This is a genomic window from Sorangium sp. So ce1153 (assembly GCF_051521595.1).
In the GTDB taxonomy this organism is placed as follows: Bacteria; Myxococcota_A; Polyangia; order Polyangiales; family Polyangiaceae; genus Sorangium.
The window spans coordinates 1,314,676-1,334,021 of record NZ_CP150361.1; the positions used below are offsets into that span (position 1 = coordinate 1,314,676).

The 19,346-nt window shown below is 71.7% G+C and carries 14 protein-coding genes; 7 read left to right on the forward strand and 7 right to left on the reverse strand.

The features are described from left to right. Positions 1–27: 27 nt before the first annotated feature. The 5 genes from WME85_RS04575 (at position 28) to WME85_RS04595 (ending at position 5,032) form a co-directional block, all read left to right on the forward strand. Positions 28–813: an ABC transporter ATP-binding protein gene (locus tag WME85_RS04575; RefSeq protein ID WP_437835452.1), complete on the forward strand. Its 786-nt coding sequence runs from the start codon at positions 28–30 to the stop codon at positions 811–813. After that, positions 810–2,975 (forward strand): ABC transporter permease subunit/CPBP intramembrane protease, encoded by a 2,166-nt coding sequence (locus tag WME85_RS04580; RefSeq protein ID WP_437835453.1) that lies wholly within the window; start codon positions 810–812, stop codon positions 2,973–2,975. The genes WME85_RS04575 and WME85_RS04580 overlap by 4 nt, the downstream gene beginning before the upstream one ends. 93 nt (positions 2,976–3,068) lie before the next feature. After that, positions 3,069–3,974 carry an extensin-like domain-containing protein gene (locus WME85_RS04585; protein WP_437835455.1) on the forward strand — a complete coding sequence of 302 codons (906 nt, stop codon included), beginning with the start codon at positions 3,069–3,071 and terminating at the stop codon, positions 3,972–3,974. A gap of 327 nt (positions 3,975–4,301) precedes the next feature. After that, positions 4,302–4,685: a phage holin family protein gene (locus tag WME85_RS04590; protein ID WP_437835456.1), complete on the forward strand. Its 384-nt coding sequence runs from the start codon at positions 4,302–4,304 to the stop codon at positions 4,683–4,685. Beyond that, the gene (locus WME85_RS04595; protein WP_436625141.1) at positions 4,682–5,032 is read left to right on the forward strand and encodes a hypothetical protein; all 351 of its coding nucleotides are present in this window, start codon (positions 4,682–4,684) and stop codon (positions 5,030–5,032) included. The genes WME85_RS04590 and WME85_RS04595 overlap by 4 nt, the downstream gene beginning before the upstream one ends. A 55-nt stretch (positions 5,033–5,087) precedes the next feature. Here WME85_RS04595 and WME85_RS04600 read toward each other — a convergent pair whose 3' ends face one another. The 5 genes from WME85_RS04600 to uvrB all read right to left on the reverse strand — a co-directional run bounded on the left by WME85_RS04600 (position 5,088) and on the right by uvrB (position 13,782). Then, positions 5,088–7,019 carry a glycoside hydrolase 5 family protein gene (locus WME85_RS04600; RefSeq protein ID WP_437835458.1) on the reverse strand — a complete coding sequence of 644 codons (1,932 nt, stop codon included), beginning with the start codon at positions 7,017–7,019 and terminating at the stop codon, positions 5,088–5,090. A 123-nt stretch (positions 7,020–7,142) separates the two neighbouring features. Next, positions 7,143–8,162 (reverse strand): LacI family DNA-binding transcriptional regulator, encoded by a 1,020-nt coding sequence (locus WME85_RS04605; RefSeq protein WP_437307823.1) that lies wholly within the window; start codon positions 8,160–8,162, stop codon positions 7,143–7,145. A 236-nt stretch (positions 8,163–8,398) separates the two neighbouring features. After that, positions 8,399–9,688 carry an SGNH/GDSL hydrolase family protein gene (locus WME85_RS04610; protein WP_437835460.1) on the reverse strand — a complete coding sequence of 430 codons (1,290 nt, stop codon included), beginning with the start codon at positions 9,686–9,688 and terminating at the stop codon, positions 8,399–8,401. Between the two features lie 284 nt (positions 9,689–9,972). Then, entirely contained in the window at positions 9,973–11,157 is a 1,185-nt protein-coding gene (gene serB / locus WME85_RS04615; RefSeq protein WP_437835462.1) for a phosphoserine phosphatase SerB, read from the reverse strand. Between the two features lie 429 nt (positions 11,158–11,586). Beyond that, positions 11,587–13,782, reverse strand: a complete 2,196-nt coding sequence (gene uvrB, locus WME85_RS04620; protein ID WP_437835464.1) for an excinuclease ABC subunit UvrB — start codon at positions 13,780–13,782, stop codon at positions 11,587–11,589. Positions 13,783–14,432: 650 nt separating this feature from the next. On the opposite strand from uvrB, the gene rsgA reads away from it, so the two are divergent. Next, positions 14,433–15,545: a ribosome small subunit-dependent GTPase A gene (rsgA, locus tag WME85_RS04625; protein ID WP_437835466.1), complete on the forward strand. Its 1,113-nt coding sequence runs from the start codon at positions 14,433–14,435 to the stop codon at positions 15,543–15,545. 168 nt (positions 15,546–15,713) lie between these two features. Here rsgA and WME85_RS04630 read toward each other — a convergent pair whose 3' ends face one another. Further along, a complete protein-coding gene (locus WME85_RS04630) occupies positions 15,714–16,835 on the reverse strand; it encodes a PAS domain S-box protein (RefSeq protein ID WP_437835468.1) in 1,122 nt (373 codons plus the stop codon). Further along, entirely contained in the window at positions 16,835–17,236 is a 402-nt protein-coding gene (locus tag WME85_RS04635; protein WP_437835470.1) for a DUF7793 family protein, read from the reverse strand. The genes WME85_RS04630 and WME85_RS04635 overlap by 1 nt, the downstream gene beginning before the upstream one ends. Positions 17,237–17,839: 603 nt before the next feature. On the opposite strand from WME85_RS04635, the gene WME85_RS04640 reads away from it, so the two are divergent. Further along, the gene (locus WME85_RS04640; RefSeq protein ID WP_437835472.1) at positions 17,840–19,339 is read left to right on the forward strand and encodes a hypothetical protein; all 1,500 of its coding nucleotides are present in this window, start codon (positions 17,840–17,842) and stop codon (positions 19,337–19,339) included. The last annotated feature ends 7 nt before the right edge of the window (positions 19,340–19,346 follow it).

Sequence of the window (19,346 nt, forward strand, 5' to 3'; positions counted from 1 at the left end):
GCCGCGGACCGAATAGGAGAAGCCGCCATGCAGCCCGCACTGCTCGCCGAGCGCCTGGTGAAGCGGTACGGCGACTTCACGGCCGTGGACGGCGTAGAGCTCGCCGTGCACCCCGGGGAGATCGTCGGCCTGCTCGGCCCGAACGGCGCGGGGAAGACGACGACGCTGCGGATGCTCGCCGGCATCCTGTCGCCGACCGCTGGGCGGGTCGCCATCGGCGGCGTCGACCTCGCCGCGCGGCCGCTCGAGGCGAAGCAGCGCATCGGCTTTCTCTCCGGCGACACGCAGCTCTACCAGCGGCTCACGCCCCGCGAGGTGCTCCGCTACTTCGGCAGGCTGTACGGCATGAAGGAGGCCGCGCTCTCGCGCCGCATCGACGCGCTCGTGGCCGACCTCGAGATGGACGCGTTCGCCTCGCGGCCGTGCGGCACGCTGTCCGCGGGGCAGAAGCAGCGCGCCAACATCGCGCGCGCGTTCCTCCACGAGCCCGAGGTGCTCATCCTCGACGAGCCGACGACCGCGCTCGACATCATCAGCGGCCGCTTCATCGTCGAGTCGATCCGGCGCGAGCGCGCCGCGGGCAAGGCCGTCCTCTTCTCGACGCACATCATGGGCGAGGCCGAGTACCTCTGCGATCGCATCGCCCTCCTGCACGAGGGGCGCGTCGCGGACACGGGCGCGCTGCCGGAGCTCCTCGAGCGCACCGGCACCACGAACCTCACGGACGCCTTCCTCCACCACGTGGCCCGGAGCCGCCCGCGCGATGTGCCCGCGCGCGGCGGGGCGCCGCCGCCGGCAGGAGAGGCGCCGTGAGGCTCGCCGTCGTCTGGACGATCCTCTGCAAGGAGCTCGTCGAGTCGCTCCGGGACCGGCGCACGCTCGTGCGCCTCGTCCTCATCCCGATCCTCCTCTACCCGCTGTTCGCGCTCGCGATGAGCAAGCTCGTCGGCTCCGAGGCGGCCGCGCGCGAGGCGCGCTCGTCCAGGATCGCGGTGTGGGGAGAGCTCGCGGAGGGCCTGCAGGAGAGGCTCGCGTCGGCGGGGAAGATCGAGCTCGCGCCGTGGGCCGGCGCGCCCCCGGACGTGCGCGAGGGCCTCGTCTCGGGGGCGCTCGCGCCGCCGCGGGAGCCGGAGGCCAGGCCGGAGGACGCGCCGCCGCGCGAGGGCGAGGGCGAGGACCCGCCGCCGAGGTGGACCGAGCCGGAGAACCCCGTGCTCGCGGCGGCGCGCGCCGCGGTGAGCGACAGGAAGGTCGATGCGGTCCTCATCCCGTGGCCCGCGCTCGGGACCGAGCTCGCGCGGGGCGGCAAGGGCGCGGTCGCGATCTACTTCGACTCGGTCCGCGCCGACTCGGCCATGGCGGAGGCGCGCCTCGAGGGCGCGCTGCGGCGCGCCCGCAGGGCCATCGTCGCGGATCGAGAGGCGGAGCGCGGCCTGCCGGAGGGGTTCTCGATCGCGTATGACGTCGTCTCGCGCGACGTCGCCCCGGACAGCCGCAAGGTCGGCCAGATCCTCGGCTCGATGATGCCGATGATGCTCATCCTGATGTCGCTCCTCGGCAGCTTCCTGCCGGCGATCGATCTCACGGCGGGCGAGAAGGAGCGCGGCACGATGCAGACGCTCCTCTGCGCGCCCGTGCGCTCCATCGAGATCATCTCCGGCAAGTTCCTGGCTGTGTGGGTCATCTCGCTGCTGACGGCGCTCGGCAACGTGGTGAGCCTGTCGCTCACCGTGAGCCGGCTGCTGCCCGACGTCGTCGTCGTCGACCCCTGGATCTTCGCGCTGACGTTCGCGCTGCTCGTGCCGGTCACGCTCCTGTTCTCGGCGCTGTTCCTGGCGCTCGCCGTGTTCGCGAAGGACTTCAAGGACGGCCAGAACGCGCTCATGCCGGCGTACCTGCCGCTGTCGCTGCTCGCCGGCATCACGGCGCTGCCGGTGGTCGAGCTCAACCCGTGGACGGCCTACGCCCCGGTCCTCAACATCGCGGTGCTGATCAAGGCCCTGTTCCTCGGGGAGGCGCCGCTCGATCTCCTGTTCACGGCGCTCGTGTCGTCGGCGCTCTACGCCTGCCTCGCGCTCCTCTTCGCCGCGCGCGTGTTCGAGCGCGAGAACGTGCTGCTCGGGGGCAAGGAGTCGGCGCGCGCCGTGCTGGGCCTCGGGCGCCGGAGCGGCGGGGCGCCCTCCGCCGGCTTCTCGCTGGCGGCGTTCGCCGGCGTGCAGGTGCTCTTCTTCTACGGCAGCCTGCTCATCGCCCGCGCCAGCGTGGCCGTCCAGCTCGCGGCCTCGCAGGTCGGCTTCTTCCTCCTCCCGACGCTCGCGCTCGTCGTCGGGTTCGGCTACTCGGCCCGGACGACGCTGGCCCTCCGGCCGGCCTCGGTCCGGGGCCTCGCCGGGGCGCTGCTGCTCGGGGTGTCGGCGTGGGTCGCGATCGGCGGCACCCTCCTCCGGTGGTTCCCCGCGCCAGAGCGCTTTGCCCGTGAGCTCGGCGAGCTGGTGCTGCTGGGCGGGCAGCCGTACCCCGTCGTGCTGCTGCTCGTCGCCGTGACGCCCGCCGTGTGCGAGGAGCTCCTGTTCCGCGGCCTCGTCTACGCGGGGCTGCGCCGCGCCGGGCCCGCGGTGGCGATCGGGGTGTCGGCGCTCCTCTTCGGGCTCGCCCACGGGTCGGTGTACCGGCTGCTGCCTACGTTCTCGCTCGGGCTCGCGCTGGGCTACGCGCGCCACCGCACCGGCTCGGTGCTGCCCGGAGCGCTGCTGCACGCCTTGAACAACGGGCTCGCCGTGTCGCTGCTCTACTTCAAGCCGCCGTGGACGCAGGGCGTCATGGAGGGCGAGCTGCCGTGGAGCCTCACGGCCGCCGGCGTCGTGGTCTCCGTGGTTGGGTTGCTCCTGCTCCGCGGGGCGCCGGCCCCGGAAGCGCCAGATGACGAAGCGCGCGGCGGGGGCGAGGCGTCGGGCGGCGGCGCGAGGGAGGCCTGACGCGGGCGAACGAGGTGTCGCTGTGAGCGGGCGCGCGGAGAGGGGGAGATCGCGTGTCTTGCGCCGGTCGCCCGCTGAGGTACGGACATCGATGTGCACGCACGCTTCCTTCCGGGGCTCGCTGCGGCGGCGGTGGCCTCGGTGCTCTCCTGTTCTCATGGGAGCCCGACGCTCTCCGAGCTCGGCGGAGCCGCGCTGATCGCGCCGCCGGCCCCGACCCTCCCTGGCGCAGCGCCGGCGCTCGCCGCCGCAGCGCCTGCTCCCCGGGAAGCGGCGCCCGCCATCGCGGCGCCCCCCGCCGCTGGTGGCGAGCCCTCGCCGCCACCACCCGCGCCGCCGGGATGGGCCCCCTGGGTCGAGCCCCTCGCCGACGCAGCCGACCTCGGCGAGCGGCCGCCGCGCGCGCAGCGCCAGTGGAACTACATCGCCGCGGCCGCGGGCGCGGACTGCCGCGACGCCCTGAAGAGCGCGGGCGCGCGGTTCCAGGCGATACCGGACACGGCGAAGCCGAACAAGAAGGGGTGTGGCATCCCCCACGGCGTGCTGCTGACGCGCGGCCCGACTGGCATCGTGTACTCACCCCCGCTGCAGATCGACTGCTCACTCGCCCTCCGGCTGGCCGATATCGAGCGCGTGATCCAGGAAGAGGCAGAGGCGCACCTGAGCTCGCCGATCGCCCGCATCAGCACGCTGGGGAGCTACGCGTGCCGGGAGGTGGTCGGCAGGATGCGGCCCTGGAGCGAGGGCCTGAGCGAGCACTCGTTCGGCAACGCCTTCGACATCGCGCGCTTCACGCCGAAGCGCGGCCGCGCGATCAGCGTGCTTCGCGACTACGTGCTTCGCGACAAGGACCCGAGCACCCGAGAGGGGCACTTCCTGAGGAGCGTGACCCGGCGGCTCCGCGCCGACGGGGCCGCGTCGCGCGTCCTCGGCCCGGATTTCGACGCGAGCCACCGGGACCACCTGCACGTCGATTGCGGGACGCCGCGCTGGTACTGAGCTGGCTCAGCGCGCCCCCGCCGTGCCGCACCGCGGCGGGCTGATAGACAACCTCGCGGCGCTCGCGGCGGCTGATGGCAAGGCGCCTTGCTCTGCACGCGCACGCTCGCCACATGTGGCGTAATGGATACGGCCCGTCGCATCGGACGGCCTGTGAGTCCGCTCAGCGGCGCGCTCGCGCCTGCGCTCCGCCTGGTCCGATCGATGCAGTTGCAGCTCATACGACTGGCCGTCGACCGAGCTGACCAGTCCGGGCGACCGGACGAATCCGCAGGCGAGACGCCGCATCGAGGGGTCTCTCGACCGCTCATCACCCGCGAGGAACCCATGGCGAACAACAATCAGCCCGAGGAGAGCGGGCTCGTCGATCTCGTGAAGGGCGCCATCCAGGACACGCAAGAGCTGATCAGGATCGAGGTCGCGCTCGCGAAGAACGAGACCAAGCAGGACGTCGCCAGGCTCAAGAACGCGGCGATCGCGTTCGGCGTCGCGGCCGCCGCTGCGATCCTGATGCTCGCGATGCTCCTCGTCGCGGCGGTGCTCGCGATCGGCGGGCCGGCGCCGGCGCTCGCCATCGCGGCCGTCCTGCTCGTCACGGCAGGGGCCGCCGGGCTGGTCGGCTACCGGCTCATCCCGCGGGATCCGCCGCTCGACGCCACCAAGGAGCACGCCGAGGCCCAGGCCAACGTGTTGAAGGAAAAGATCGCATGAGCACCAACGCAAATGGCATCGATGATCTGGAGCAGCGCGCCGCCCTGCTCCGCTCGAACGTCCGAGCGAGCCTGGAAGAGCTCGAGCGGAGGAGCGACGCGCTGGTCACCCCGAACCCTGGCGGCGCGAGCCCCGCGGTGAGGGACAGCGAGGCGAAGAACTCGCCGGAGCGCGAGCGCCTCGAGCAGAGGGCCGACGAGGTACGCGAGGATCTCGTGAGCCGCGTCGGCGAGATCGGTCGGCAAGCGCGAGCGAAGGTCCTGCCGTTCGTCACGATCGGCGGGGCCGTCCTCGCCGTGTTGACGATCGGCTTCGGCTACATGTTCTACAAGACGCTGCGGCGGTAGCGCCGCGCGCGTCCCCGCTCGGCACCGCGCGCCGCGCGACGCCCGCAGCGGCCGACTACTCCGCTCGAAGTTCGAGGAGCCGCACGTCGTAAGGCGCGATCTCCACGGCGTGGATCGGGGTCTTACCGCCCAGCTCGGTCAGGTGTCCCGAGGCCGGGACGGGCTTGACCGAGAGCGGCTGATCCGCCTGGCTCACGAGGAACACGAAGCGACGTCCGTCGCGGTGGCGCAGGGTTCCCGCCGCGACGCGCGGGTCGTCCACGGTCACCGGCCGGCGCACCCCGGCGAGCTCGGCGAGCGCGTCGTAGAGGCGATAGGTCGGCTCCGGGTTGACCCGCGGGGTCGCCGCGGCGAAGTGCTCGAGCGGATAGGTGCAGAGCACGACGCTGCCTTTCCCCACCTGGCGCCGCAGCAGCGCCGGCCTGCCGCGCTGATCGACGGCGACGACCTCCGCGCCCCTGGGCTTCACGGGCAGGTAAGCGCGGCTGTGCTCGGTGCCGGCGACCGGGAACGTGAGCGTGGTGCCCTCCGCGATCGCGCCGAACGGGCGATGAAAGGTGAGCTCCACCTGCGCTTCCGCGATCGGGTCGACCATCCCGTAGCGGAGCTGGTGCTCGACGCCGAACATCGTGTTGAGGTTCGCGTACCAGGGCCCGCGCTGCGAGCCGTGCGTGCCATGGCAGTACGATGCGTAGACCACCGCGCCCTCGGAGGCGAGCCGCTCCAGGAGAGCCCAGCTGGGCGCGGTCAGCTGCTTGGTCGACGGCAGGAGATAGAGCCGGCAGCCCTCCGCGATCCCGTCCCGCTCCCGGGTCAGCCCGACCGGCAGATCGGCCTCCTTCGCGGCGATGTACGCCTGCCGCAGCATGGTGAAGAGATAGCTGCGGTCCTCGGTCTCCGTGAACGGGAACGCGCCCTCCAGGTACGACGGGACGATCAGCGCCGCGTCGGCCGGCTCGCGCTCGCAGCCGAGGACGTCGATGTCGGCCAGCACCTTGGCGAAGCGGCCCATCTCCAGGAGCTGCGGTTTGGGGCGGCCGTCGATGGTCGTCAGCCCGAAGTGGAGCTCGAACGGGTGGTGCCGGTAAGGGTCCTGGTGGATGAGGTCGAAGTCGGTGTTGTTCCAGCCGATCCAGCCAGTGGCGCCGGCGAGCAGCGTGTTGTGGAGGACCTGCCGGTAATAGTGCGCGGCGTTCTCGTCAGAGGCGAAGTCCGAGGAGACCCCGAACTCCTCCAGCACGACCGGCTTGCCCAGGAAGCCCGTGAGTTCACAGACGAACGCCGCGCCGTAGTGCTGGCGGACCATGTCGTTCTCCATCCGGTAGACGTGCGGACCGAGGAAATCGACGAGCGCGCCGAGGTCGCGGACGGAGAACCCGTTGTCGTTGCCCGTGACCTCGATGCCCCACGCGCCGTCGCCGATCGAGATCGGCTGGCTCGCCCCGCCGGCGCGCAGCCCCTGCACGAGCAGGCTCGCCCAGCTCGTGACCGTCTCGCGCACCGACCGCTCGCGCTCGCCGTAAATCGGCATCTCGTTGGAGATGAGCCACCCGGTCACCGCCGGGTGGCCGGCGAAGCGCCGCGCCATCTGCTCGGCGAACCACGCCTGCCGGGCGACCATCCACACGTCCCCATAGAGGTCGCGCCCGCGCCGCCAGACAGGGTCCCAGTTCTCGCCGGACATGTGGCCGACGAGGAGCGTCGGGATCGTGGTCAGGCCCGCCTCGCTGTGCGCCTCGAGGAAATCGCCGTAGCGCGCCGCGCAGCCCTCGTCGATCCGGTCCGGCTCGGGCATGAAGTGCGGCCAGTAGAAGAACGACCGGGTCATGTTGAGGCCGTGATCCGCGAGCACCCGGAGCTCCTCGCGGACGACGGCCGGATCGTAGCTCTGCCACATGAGCGGGCCGCCGCGCCTCGACCAGAAATTGGCCCCGAGCCAGGCCACAGCCTGATGGCCGACAGCGACTTTGGCGAAATTGCGGTGCATGCTCCCTCTCATCGTGCTCTGCTCGCCGCTCCAGCTGCGCGCGCGGCGAGCAAAGCACTTAATCGGTTCAGTGTCCACGCCCGCGAGGGGCGACCGCGCCGCCTCGCTGGCGATGAGCCCGGGTCAGGAGCGCGCGGGCGGCGCGGTGCTGCCCCGCGTCGCGAGGGTCGGCGCGCTGCACTCGGCGTCGGCGATCGGCTCGCCGGCGACGAGGCGGAGGAGCAGCGCGGCGGCGCGGGCGCCGTGCTCGGCGATGTTGCGGCGCACCGCGGTCAGGGCGGGGTGCACGAGCTGGCACAGCGCCGAGTCGTCCCAGGCCACGATCGAGAGGCGCTCGGGCACCGGGACGCGCATCTCCTGGGCGACCGCCAGCGCGGCCACGGCCATCACGTCGTTGTCGTAGACGATGGCCGTCGGCGGCGCGGCCCCGGCGAGGAGCCGCCGCGTGGCCTGGCCGCCCGCCTCACCCGTGTAGTCGGCGTGGACCGTCACCACCCGGTCGAGGCGCCGCTGGCGGGCAGCGGCGTTGAACGCCTTGGTGCGGATCGCCGTGTGCAAGAACTCCGCGGGGCCGGCGACCCGGGCGATCGACCGGTGACCGAGGGCGGCCAAGTAGTCGACCACCGCCCTCATGGCGCTCGCGTCGTCGCTCCACACACCCGAGAGCTGTCCCTTGCCCGCCGGCCCGCCGATCACGACCGCCGGGAGCTTCAGCTCCTCGATCAGCTTCACGCGCGGATCGCCGTCGCAGAGGTCGACCAGGATCACCCCGTCGACCCGCCGCTCGGCCCACCAGCGGCGGTAGGTGTCCACCTCGGCCTGGCGATCCTCGGTCACCTTGAGCAGCAGCGCCTCCGCCTTCTCGGCCAGCTCCGCCTCGATGCCCGAGATGAGCTGCATGAAGAACGGCTCGATCCCGAGCGTGTGAGCGGGCCGATCGATGACCAGGCCGACGGCCCCGGCCCGGCCGTCGGAGAGCGCCCGCGCCGCGTTGCTCGGCTGCCAGCCCATCTCCGCCGCGATGGCGAGGATGCGCTCGCGCGTCGGCTCGGACACGCCCGGCCTGCCGTTCAGCGCATAGGACACCGCTCCCTTGGACACCCCAGCACGCCACGCGATGTCCGTTATCGTCGGACGCTTCACGCATCACCTCCGCTCGCGGGCGGCGGATCGAGCCCACCGTGTGAGCTTTCGCCGTCGCCCGGCCTCGGTTGGATAGCACGACGGCCCGCTGGCGAGCCTGCCGCTCGCGCAGGCGGCAGGCGCTGGGAGGAGAGCGCGCAGCCTGGCGCAGCTGCTCCCACACCCCGCCCTCGGCGCAGGCGCCGCCCGCGAGAGGACGCGCCGGCCGAGCGCGGTGCCTGGCCAGCGCGTCGAGGTCACCAGCCCATGACCGACTGGAGCACCGGCGACAGCTCTTCCGCCATCGTCTCGTGCTCCGTCGCGTCCGGGTGCGTCCCGCAGCCCTTCCCGGTGGCCTTGCTGACGAACACCTTGTGCACCTTCGTGTCGTTGTTCGCCGCGAAGTGCTCCTCGACGCGCGTCAGGCTGGCCTTGTGATCGGTCGCCGACATGTCCGTGGGCTCGGGCCAGCCGTCGCCGAGCATGGGGCTCGACATGCAGAAGATGTGGGCATCAGGGTAGTAGCCCCTCAGCGTGTCGATGAAGTCGATGTACGCCTCCGCGTACGTCTCGACATCCATCCTGGGCCGCTCGCTGTCTCCCGGGGAGAAGTCGTTGGTGCCCAGCGCGATCACGATCGCGTCGGGCACGAACCGCGCGGTGTCCCAGGCCGGAGAGTCCGTGAGCTCCGGGAACAGGAGGCCATACACCTCCGGCATCGGCCTGGCGTCGTACTCGGAGCTGTAGTTCCTGACGAGGCCGATGCCCGAGACCGCCGTGACGTGGTACTCCGCGCCGAGCTGCCGCGCGACGAGGGGCCCGTAGGCGAGACGGGCGTTGTGGTAGGGCTGGCCCCAGCCGTCCTCCTCGCACTGCGGGGACCCGTTGGGCGCGTCGATGCCGGAGCCGCAGCTGATCGAGTCGCCGATGAACTCGATCTTCCGGCTCGGCCTCTGCGGCGGCGGCTGGATCTCGCCGCCGAACTTGAAGCCGAGGAGCTCGGTGTATCCGATGGACGCCTCCGTCCTCTTGATCACGGTCACCGTGTGCTCGCCGTACGGGAGATCCGAGGCGATCTCGTACTCCATGGCCTCGGGCTGGACCTGGATCTTCGTCACGGGGCCGTCGTCGACGGAGACATCGAAGTAGTTGAAGTACTTGTCCCACTTGTGCTCGTCGTCGAGGGTTACTGCGACGGAGCTGCCCTTGAAGCTCGCCTGGATGGTCACCCCGGGCGTCGAGAACCTCGGCTTCTTGGGATCCGAGAAATCGACCCTGCCGGAAACCTGGATGTTGCTGTCGTCGGCGTCATAGATTCGCTCGGTCGTGTCCCCGGGAGGGGCCGCGCCCTCGCCGCCGCCGCCCGCGTTCCCCCCGCCCGCGTCGCCGCCGCCCGCGTTCCCTCCGCTGCCCGCGCTGTCGCCGCCGCCCCCGGCGGAAGCCGCGCTGGCGCTGCTGCTCGAGCCGCTGTCCGGCGTGCCGTCCGTCGAGCTGCACGCGCTGATCAGCAGCGCGGCGCTGGCGCTCATCGCAAACAAGCTCTTCATGGGAGAACCTCCTCAGCTGGTCTGGCTGGCGCAACACGCCCCACGACGCCGCGGCCTGGGCCTCGATCCCGCGCTCGTCGAAGCTCCGCTGCCCGAGCGCCCGGGGTCGAGGTGGTGTTGGCTGGTCAACCGTGAACTGAAACGGTTAAGTATGGTGGCCTGGCGCGGCTGTCAAGGGCCGCGCGGCGCCGCGCCTGGATGGCCGCGCCGGGGCGCTCGGCCCGGGCGCGAGGCGGCGCGCTCGCGGGACTCTGCTCCTCGGCGGAGCTGCCTTCCTGCGTCGGTCAGGCGACTTCCAGCAGCTCGCGCTCGGTGAGGCCGAGCAGGAAGAGGATGGCGTCGAGGCCGCTCGCGGAGAGGGACGTGTCGGCCGCCTCCCGGAGCTTGGGTTTCGCGCGGAACGCGACGCCGAGCCCGGCCCGCTGGAGCATCAGGAGGTCGTTGGCGCCGTCGCCCACGGCGATGGTCTGGTCGAGGAGCACGCCTTCGGCCTGCGCGATCGTCTCGAGCAGCTCCGCCTTGCGTTGCGCGTTGACGATGGGGCCTGTGACCCGGCCGGTCAGCTTGCCGCCTTCGACCTCGAGGGCGTTCGAGTAGGCGTAGTCGATCCCGAGCCGGACCTTCAGCGCCTCTGCCGCGATCGAGAACCCGCCCGAGATCACCGCGGTGCGGTAGCCGAGCCGCTTCAGCACCCGGATGAGCGTCTCGGCGCCCTCGGTGATGGGGAGCTCCGCGGCGAGCTTCCGGAGCACGCTGACGTCGAGCCCGCGGAGCAGCGAGAGCCGCTGTCGGAGCGACTCGTCGTAATCCATCTCTCCCTGCATGGCCCGCTCGGTGATCTTCGCGACCTGCTCCACGACCCCCTTCGCGCGCGCGAGCTCGTCGATGACCTCGATGCGGATGAGCGTCGAGTCCATGTCCATGACGACGAGCCGCTTGCTCCGTCGGAAGAGCCCCTCGCGTTGCAGGGCGAGGTCGAAGCTGTTCTGCATCGCGAGCGCAAGGAGGGCCTGCTTGAGGGCGTCCGCTTCCTCCTCGCGCCGGAGCAGCACGTGGATCTCGACCGAGGAGAGTCGCTCGACCGACAGCCGGGCGATCTTCTCGATGTTTGCGTCGTGGGCCGCGAGGGTCGCGGCGACGTCGTGCAGCTCCTTCGCGCCGAGCTCTCGCCCGATCGCGGTCACCACGTACCTGCTCCCGAGGGCGCGCGCGGGGGCGCCGTCGTCGACGGGCTTGAAGTCGAGCGCCACGCCGAGCTCCTTCGCCGCGAACAGCAGCTCCTTGAGCCCGCTGCGCGTCTCCGGGAAGAGCACGAGCAGCGCGAGGTTGAGGCTGCCGTGCACCACCACCTGCTCGATATCGAGCAGCGTGGCGCCGATGTCGCCGAGGATGCCCGTGAGCCGGGCGGTGATGCCCGGGTGGTCCCTGCCGGTGACGGTGATGAGGATGGGATCAGAGGAGGCGGCCATCGCAGGCCCCTTAACAGCGCCGTGTCCGATAGTCGACGCCGATCGCTCCCCCGCAAGCGCGAGAGCCGCGTCGCGCGAGCACCATCTCCTCACCGACTCGCCGCCACCGCCCCTGCGAACTCTGGCGAGCGTGAGCATGCCTGTCTGGCCGCGCCGCTCATCACCGCTGCACCCCCGCCAACCCCCCCTTTCCAGGAAGAGCCCGCGGGCCCCCCGCTTCTCCAGGAAGAGCCCGCGGGGGAGGGGCGAGCGCGCGCGGGGGGCTGGTGGGAGGGCCCCACGAACCCGAGGGCCGGCCCGCATCGCAGTGTTCTCCGCGCGGACTCGCGCCGCCCGTACTCACGGCAATAGCCCTCTGAGAGGCCCGAGTTCGTGGGAGGGCCCACCAGCCCCCCGCGCGCGCTCGCCCCTCCCCCGCGGGCTCCGTCGCTATCGGTACCGCCCGCGCCCCGCCGCCGCGCGCCCGCCGCCGCCCTTGCCTCCCGCCGCCGCGCGCCCGCCGCCGCCCTTGGCCCCCGCCGCCGCCCCCGCCGCGCCGCCCTTGGCCCCCGCCGCGCCGCGCCGGCTCGCCGCCCGCCCCGAGCGCGCCGGCTTCTCCTCGGCCACCTCGCCCGCGCCGCCCGCCTCGCCGTCGCCCTGCTGCGCCTTGAGCTGCCGCAGCTGATCGCGCAGCCGCGCCGCCTTCTCGAACTCGAGGTTCTCCGCCGCCGCGAACATCTCCTGCCGGACCGCGTCGATCTGGTCGACCAGGTCCATCGCCGCGCGCGCCGCATCGGCCGCCGGCTTCGCCGGGCCCTTCGGCACGGCGTAGTAGTCGCGCGTGCCCGACGTCGGCGACAGGTCGAGGATCGCCTTCTTCACCGTGGCCGGCGTGATGCCGTGCTCCTTGTTGTACGCCTCCTGGATCGCGCGCCGCCGGGTCGTCTCGTCGATCGCGCGCTTCATCGCGTCGGTGATGCGATCGGCGTACATCATGACCAGGCCGTTCACGTTGCGGGCGGCGCGGCCGATCGTCTGGATCAGCGAGCGCGGGCTCCGGAGGAAGCCCTCCTTGTCGGCGTCGAGGATGGCGACCAGCGACACCTCGGGGAGATCGAGCCCCTCGCGCAGCAGGTTGATGCCGACCAGCACGTCGAACTCGCCGCGCCGGAGGTCGCGGAGGATCTCCACGCGCTGGAGCGTGTCGACGTCCGAGTGGAGGTAGCGGACGCGGATGCCGAGCTCCGTGTAGTACTCGGTCAGATCCTCGGCCATCCGCTTGGTCAGCGTCGTGACGAGCACGCGATCCCCGCGGCCGACCCGCTCCCGGATGCGCGCGAGCAGGTCGTCGACCTGCCCGGCCACCGGCCTGATCTGGATCTGCGGGTCGATGAGCCCGGTCGGCCGGATGATCTGCTCGACGACGGTGCCGGCCGACTTCTGCAGCTCGTAGTCGCCGGGCGTCGCGCTCACGAAGAGGACCTGCGCGTAGTGCTCCTCGAACTCCTCGAACTTCAGCGGCCGGTTGTCGAGCGCGCTGGGGAGCCGGAACCCGTATTCGACGAGCGTCTCCTTGCGCGCCCGATCGCCCCGGAACATCGCCCCGACCTGCGGGACGGTCTGGTGCGACTCGTCGATGATCAGGAGGAAATCCTTCGGGAAATAGTCGATCAGGGTGGGCGGGGGCTCGCCGGGCTTACGGCCCGAGAGGTGGCGCGAGTAGTTCTCGATGCCGTTGCAGAACCCCATCTGCTCCAGCATCTCCAGGTCGTACATCGTGCGCTGCTCGATCCGCTGCTTCTCGAGGAAGCGCACCGCCCTGTCGTAGTAGTCGATGCGCTCGCGCAGCTCCTCGCGGATCGCCTGGATCGCGAGCCGGAGCTGCTGCTGCTCGGTGACGTAGTGGGAGCCGGGGAAGACGGCGTAGCGGTCGAGCTGGCCCACCACCTTGCCGCGGACCGGGTCGACCTCCTTGATCGCCTCGATCTCGTCGCCGAAGAACTCGACCCGGATCGCGAGCGACTCCTCGTAGGCGGGGAAGATCTCGACGACGTCGCCGCGGACGCGGAACGTGCCGCGGTGAAAGTCCACGTCGTTCCGCGTGTACTGGATGTCGACGAGCCGCCGCAGGAGCTCGTCGCGGCGGATCTCGGTGCCGCGCTCGAGCTTGATCAGCAGCCCGTGGTAGCTCTCGGCCGAGCCGATGCCGTAGATGCAGCTCACCGAGGCGACGATGATCACGTCCGGGCGCGAGAGCAGCGCGTGCGTCGCCGCGTGGCGCATGCGGTCGATCGCGTCGTTGATGATCGCGTCCTTCTCGATGTACGTGTCGCTCGTCGGGACGTAGGCCTCGGGCTGGTAGTAGTCGTAGTAGCTGACGAAATAGTGGACGGCGTTGTTGGGGAAGAGGTCCCGCATCTCGCCGTAGAGCTGGGCCGCCAGCGTCTTGTTCGGCGCCATGATAAGCGTCGGCTTTTGCAGCTTCTCGATCACCTTGGCGGCGGTGAACGTCTTGCCGCTGCCCGTGACGCCGAGGAGGACCTGGTAGGTCTCGCCCTGCTCGAAAGCGGAGCAGATCTCCTGGAGCGCGCGAGGCTGGTCACCGCACGGCTTGAATTCGGAGACGAGCTCGAAGTGTGTGGGCATGGAGCGGAGGACCCTAGTGCGGCCAGGGGCTCCTCGCAACCTCCGCCGCCGCCCCGGCCGGAGGGCGCGCTTGGCCGAGCGTGGCGGCGCGTGGGCGGCGCGTGACGTCGCGTCGTGGTCCTGGTTCTTCCGCGTTCCGCGCCGCTGCGCGGCTGCGCCGCCGCGCCACGCCGCGCCATGCCGCAGCGGCGCAGCACGGCGCGGCGCGACGAGGCGCGACCGGACGAGCGCGGCGGCGCTTGACGGCGGCGGGGGTCTGGCGGATTCTAAGCGCTGCCGCGTCGTCGTGACGCTCGGCGAACGGAGGTCAGGTCATGAGTGGCAATACACAGCGCACACATCACTCCGCCGCCGCTGCCGTTTCCGCCGCGGCTCGCTGAAGCTCGTCTCCACGCCGTCGCCGGCGAGCGCGTGCCCTGAGCGGCGCGCGCTCGCCTCGCGCTGCGCGTCCCGCGGGGCATCCGCCCCGGCCGGGCGCGCGCTCTCTGGCGTGACGTCCTGACCGGTCGACGAGCTCAGCGCCGCGGCGGCCCCGCGCGTGAATGGCCGGCGCGGGCGCGCTCGCGCGCCGCCGCGCCCTTGTCCGTCGACCGCTGCGCGCGCGCAGATCGCGATCGCGCGCAGCCGAACGCCATGGAGCGCTCGTCGTCATGCAATTCGACTCCGACTCTCTCGTTGATCCGTCTTCGCACCACGCACCGCAGCCCGGCCTGATCGGGCTCGGCTGGACTCCCTTCTTCGCAAAGCAGCTCGCCAGTCTGGAGGACGCCGTGCAGCCCGCGCGCGTCATCCTCGCCTCCGCTTCCATGCACCGCGTGCAGACCGCGGAGGGCCCGCGCCTCGCGGTCGTCAGCGGGCGCCTCGCGCACGAGGCCGCGGACCGCGCGGCGCTCCCCACCGTGGGCGACTGGGTGGGGCTCCGGCCCGGCGACGGCGCCGGGCCCTCGTACATCGTGCACTCGTTCGCGCGGAGCACCTGCCTGCGCCGCAAGGCCGCGGGGCCTACCGTGGAGGCCCAGGTGCTCGCGGCCAACGTCGACAAGGTGTTCATCGTCACGTCGCTGAACGCCGACTTCAACCTGCGCCGCCTGGAGCGGTACATCGACGCGGTCCTCGACAGCGGCGCGCGCCCGGTGCTCGTGCTCAACAAGGCGGATGTCTGCCCCGATCCGGGGCGGTTCCTCGACGCGGCGCGGGAGGTCGCCCCCACCGCGCCGGTCGCGCTGGTCAGCGCCCTTTCCGGCGCCGGCCTCGACGCGCTCCGCGCCGAGATCGGGGCAGGGGAGACGGTCGCCCTGGTCGGCTCGTCCGGCGTGGGGAAGTCCGCGCTCAGCAACCGCCTGCTCGGCGCGGATCTCCAGCGCGAGGGGGCGATCCGGGCGTCGGACGAGCGCGGCCGCCACACGACAGCGCACCGGGAGCTCTTCCCGTTGCCCGGCGGCGGCCTGCTCATCGACACGCCGGGCGTGCGGGAGCTCGGCCTCTGGTCCGCGGACGGGGCGGGCCCGGCAGGCTTCGACGACGTCGAGGCCCTCGCCGGAGCCTGCCGCTTCCGCGACTGCGCGCACGACGGCGAGCCCGGGTGCGCGGTGCTCCGCGCCATCAAGGACGGCGAGCTCGATGCGGAGCGCCTCGGCGGTTACCTGAAGCTCGGCGCGGAGCGACGCTACGTCGCCGGGCAGCAGGACGCGCGCGCGCGGATCGAGGAGAAGCGGCGCTGGAAGCAGATCTCGAAGCAGATGCGCGCCAACCCGAAGCGGTAGATCGGGCCGCCACAGGGGCCGCCAGGGCGCCGGGGACGCCAGGGGAACCAGGATGATCTCCTGGCGCTCCTGGCGCTCCTGACGGCGCGCTCTCGCTCCCGGAAACGGGCGGCAGACAGGCGGCTGACTCCCCGGCGCGGCGAGGGTGAGACCTCGCTCGAGCCTCGGTCACGTGAAGCGTACGCCGGGACCGAGCTGGCCCCGCTCCGCGACGCCCCTCAACGCGTGGACGATCCCGGCTTGCAGCGACCCGAACGTCGCGACGCCGTCGAGGTCTGCCCCGATCTCGACCAGCACCCTCGCCACGTCCGGGCGGATGCCGCTGAGCAGCACCCTCGCCCCGAGGAGCCGCGCCGCGCGGACCGCGCGGACGAGCCCGTGCACGGCCTGCTCATCCACCGTGCGCACGCCGGTGATATCGACGAGGATCACGCCGGCTGCCCTGGCCGAGAGCGCCTGCAGCAGCGCCTCGGTCATCCGCGATAGCCGCTGCTCGTCCAGCGTGCCGACGAGCGGGACCACCATGATCCCGTCGGTGATGGGGATGATCGGCGTCGAGAGCTCCTCCACGAGGACTGTCTGGCGATGCACGGCCTCGCGGAGCCGCCAGCGCTCCTCCTCGGCCTGCTTGCTCTCGCGGAGGTCCCGCGCCACGCAGACGACGCCGTGGATCTGCCCGCCGTCGGCCCGCATGACCGAGGCGAGGAACGACACGGGGACGGCGCGCCCGTCCTTCCGCAGACAGACCCTCTCGTCGCGCGCGCCGCCAGCGTCGATCAGCGCGCCGGCCGAGAGCCCGGGGAACACGAGGTCGATCGGCTTGCCGACGAGCTCTTCCCGGGCATAGCCCGCGAGGTCGCACGCGGCCTGGTTGACGCTCCGGATCCCGCGCTCCCGGTCGGCGACGACGAGGAGATCGAGCATCGACTCGATGATGCCCGTCACATAGGTCTTGGAGACCGTCGAGGTGGCGAGCTCCTCGCCCAGCATGTTCAGGCCGGCGGCCATGCCGTCGATGAGGTCGTTCCTGTCGCTGACGTGCGCCTTCCTGGCGTAGTCGAACCCGACGAGCGCCACGATCACCTCCAGGAGCCCTTCGAGCCGCTCGTTCATCGCGCGCGCGTCCGAGCGCGCCGCCGCGAGCGACCTCAGCGCAGAGAGGGCCCGGTCGAGCGCGTCCGCCTCCGGGGCCAGGGCGGGGGCGCCGCGCCCCTCCTCGGCGGGGAGGAGGCTCACGGCGAGCTCGCAGAGCTCTGCGAGCCGCGGATCGTCCCGTGGATCGCGGGACATCAGTCGGTGAACCCCTTCAGCCACTGGATCGCGTCCCGCTCCTCCGCGAAGAGCCGGATGGGCCGGTCACGGTTCCCGTAGACGGTGAGGAAGACGTTGCCGATCATCCGCCCGACCGGGCGCCCGCCCACGAGCGCCATCGCGCGGTATGCCTGCCGCCCCTCGTCCGCGCCGTAGTGGTTCCGAGCGTCCAGGTCCGTGACCTTGCACCTCGTGAGATCGCACAGGAACGCGTACGGCTTGCCCTTGCTGAAGCGCCTGAGGGCAGCGACGTTCTCCTTCGCGTCGGCGAGCGTCTGGACCGCGCCTTCGTGGGTCTCAAAACGGATGATCCCGTTCTCCTTGTCAAAGGAGAACTCCCCGGTTCGCGTCCTCAGACGCTCGTCTCCGAGCTCGTCCACGTCGCCCCCTCTCCCCCTCGTGCTCGCCTGCCGATCAGAGGTGGTGCGCGGGCCGCGCGCTGCGTCCCGCCCGCGCCGGCCGCCCGGCGCCACCCCCGCGGCTCTGCGCTCATCACGTCCCCGAGACGATCTGGTTGTAACACCAACCTCCGCTCCGAGTCCAAGCTCTTGACAGGGGCGGTGCGACCCGGGCCCCACATTTCACGCCACGCGGCGGGCAGATTGTTGACGCGCCAACAAGCGGAGACCCGGCGGGCGCGGGTCGTCACGAAACCTCGAGAACACAGGGCCAGCGCAGCGCGCATCCCGCCGCGGCGCCGATGACGTCCCTCGAGCGCGGCGCCAGCTCCGCGCGTACTATGATATGGGCTGGGGTACGGTACACGCCATCCACATGACGACCGAACGACAGGCAGCAGAAGAAGCAAGGAGAGGTCATCGCGCCTCCGTCTTCTGAGGGCTCCTGAAGATCGGGGCTGCCTTCCGCCGCGCGCCGGTCGTCGTCGCTGAACCCTCCTCCCCACCCTTGCATCTCTCGTCCCGCCGCGTGCGCGCGGGGTGGAGATCTCGTCTCCTGAATCCCCGACCGAAGGACACACTCACATGAAATCGATTGCACTGCTGGTACCGCTGCTCCTCCTTCCCCTCACCCCCGGCTGTGACAGCGAAGGCGTGACCCCCGTGTCGCCGCCGCCGCCGCCGGAGTGGACCTGCGACGCCGCGCGCTTCAACGGCTCCGACGGCTGCGACTGCGGCTGCGGCGCGCCCGATCCGGACTGCGCCGGCGCCGGCTCGGCCGACCCGGGCGCCGGCGTCGACAACCCCGCCTGCGACGCCTGCGTCGACGTCGACGGCGAAGCGCAGTCGTGCATCAGCGTGACCGCGGCGCTCGAGGCGGCCGGCTTCATCGTCAGCCCCGCCGGCACCAGCGACGACGGCGCCGAGCTCTACGACCTCACGCTCCTGCAGCTCAACGATCACCAGGATGCGGAGTCGGGCACCCACGAGCAGCACCTCACGCTCATCCACCGCGGCTTCGACCTGCCCATGAACTTGATCTCCACGGGATACAGCAATTTCCTCGGGTTCGACGAGGATGAGCTGACGACCCTCCTCGAAGGAAACCAGCTTGTCCTGGACAAGCGCTTCCACAACGGCAACGGCGACGACTTCTCCCACTTCACGCGCAAGCAGGTCGCCGACGACGCCCACGACGTCGTGGTGCGCCTGCACGACCTGTACACGAGCGCGTGGCTCGGCTCGGGCTTCAGCAACGGCGGTGTCGACATGGTGAGCTTCCGCCGGCACTACCCCGACGACGTCGACGCGACCGTCGCCTTCGGCGCCCCGTTCCTGGTGCCCGAGGACGAGCGTTTCCTGGCGTTCTTCGACACGGTCGACGCCACGTGCCAGGACCGCCTCGAGGCCGTCCAGCGCGCCGCCCTCGGCGCCCAGCGCTCGGCCGTCGAGCCCGCCGTGCTGGCCTTGGCCGCCGACGAGCTCGGCGACACCTTCACCCGCGTCGAGCCCGCGCGCGCCTTCGAGGCCTCCGCGCTCTCCTACCCGTGGCTGTTCTGGCAGTACTTCGGCACCTCCGACGACTGCGCCGGTCTGCCCGATCCGGCGATGGCGACGGCGGAGGAGCTGACGTCGGCGTTCTTCAGCGTCACATCCATCTTCGGCAGCTATCCGATGTCCGACGCGTACCTGTCGTTCTTCGGCGCCTACTTCTACGAGGTGCAGCAGAGCAGCGGCTGGCCCGCCTTGCCGCGCGCCGAGCTCGTCGAGGAGGGCCTCATTCCCGCCGACCTCATCGACATGGAGCGCGGGCTCGTGCCCGAGGGCGTGACCGCGCCGGAGTTCGACGCTGCCGAGAACAGCGCGCTCGAGGAGTTCGCCCGCCTCGGTGACGGCGTCGCCTTCGTCTACTCCGACCAGGACCCGTGGGCGGTCGGCGCCGTCACCCCGGCGGCGATGAGCGGCAATGTCCGCTTCGACGTCACGAGCGGCAACCACCTCGCGACGTTCTCGTCGCTCTCGGAGCCCGATCAGGCCGCGCTCTCCGCCTTCCTCGAGACGAACCTCGGCGTCGAGATCCCCTGAGAGTCGA

Coding starts and splice junctions, on each gene's coding strand:
- WME85_RS04575 (WP_437835452.1), top strand. CDS start 28: ATGCAGCCCGCACTGCTCGCCGAGCGCCTGGTGAAGCGGTACGGCGAC.
- WME85_RS04590 (WP_437835456.1), top strand. CDS start 4,302: ATGGCGAACAACAATCAGCCCGAGGAGAGCGGGCTCGTCGATCTCGTG.
- WME85_RS04595 (WP_436625141.1), top strand. CDS start 4,682: ATGAGCACCAACGCAAATGGCATCGATGATCTGGAGCAGCGCGCCGCC.
- WME85_RS04600 (WP_437835458.1), bottom strand. CDS start 7,019: ATGCACCGCAATTTCGCCAAAGTCGCTGTCGGCCATCAGGCTGTGGCC.
- WME85_RS04610 (WP_437835460.1), bottom strand. CDS start 9,688: ATGAAGAGCTTGTTTGCGATGAGCGCCAGCGCCGCGCTGCTGATCAGC.
- serB (WP_437835462.1), bottom strand. CDS start 11,157: ATGGCCGCCTCCTCTGATCCCATCCTCATCACCGTCACCGGCAGGGAC.
- uvrB (WP_437835464.1), bottom strand. CDS start 13,782: ATGCCCACACACTTCGAGCTCGTCTCCGAATTCAAGCCGTGCGGTGAC.
- rsgA (WP_437835466.1), top strand. CDS start 14,433: ATGCAATTCGACTCCGACTCTCTCGTTGATCCGTCTTCGCACCACGCA.
- WME85_RS04630 (WP_437835468.1), bottom strand. CDS start 16,835: ATGTCCCGCGATCCACGGGACGATCCGCGGCTCGCAGAGCTCTGCGAG.
- WME85_RS04640 (WP_437835472.1), top strand. CDS start 17,840: ATGAAATCGATTGCACTGCTGGTACCGCTGCTCCTCCTTCCCCTCACC.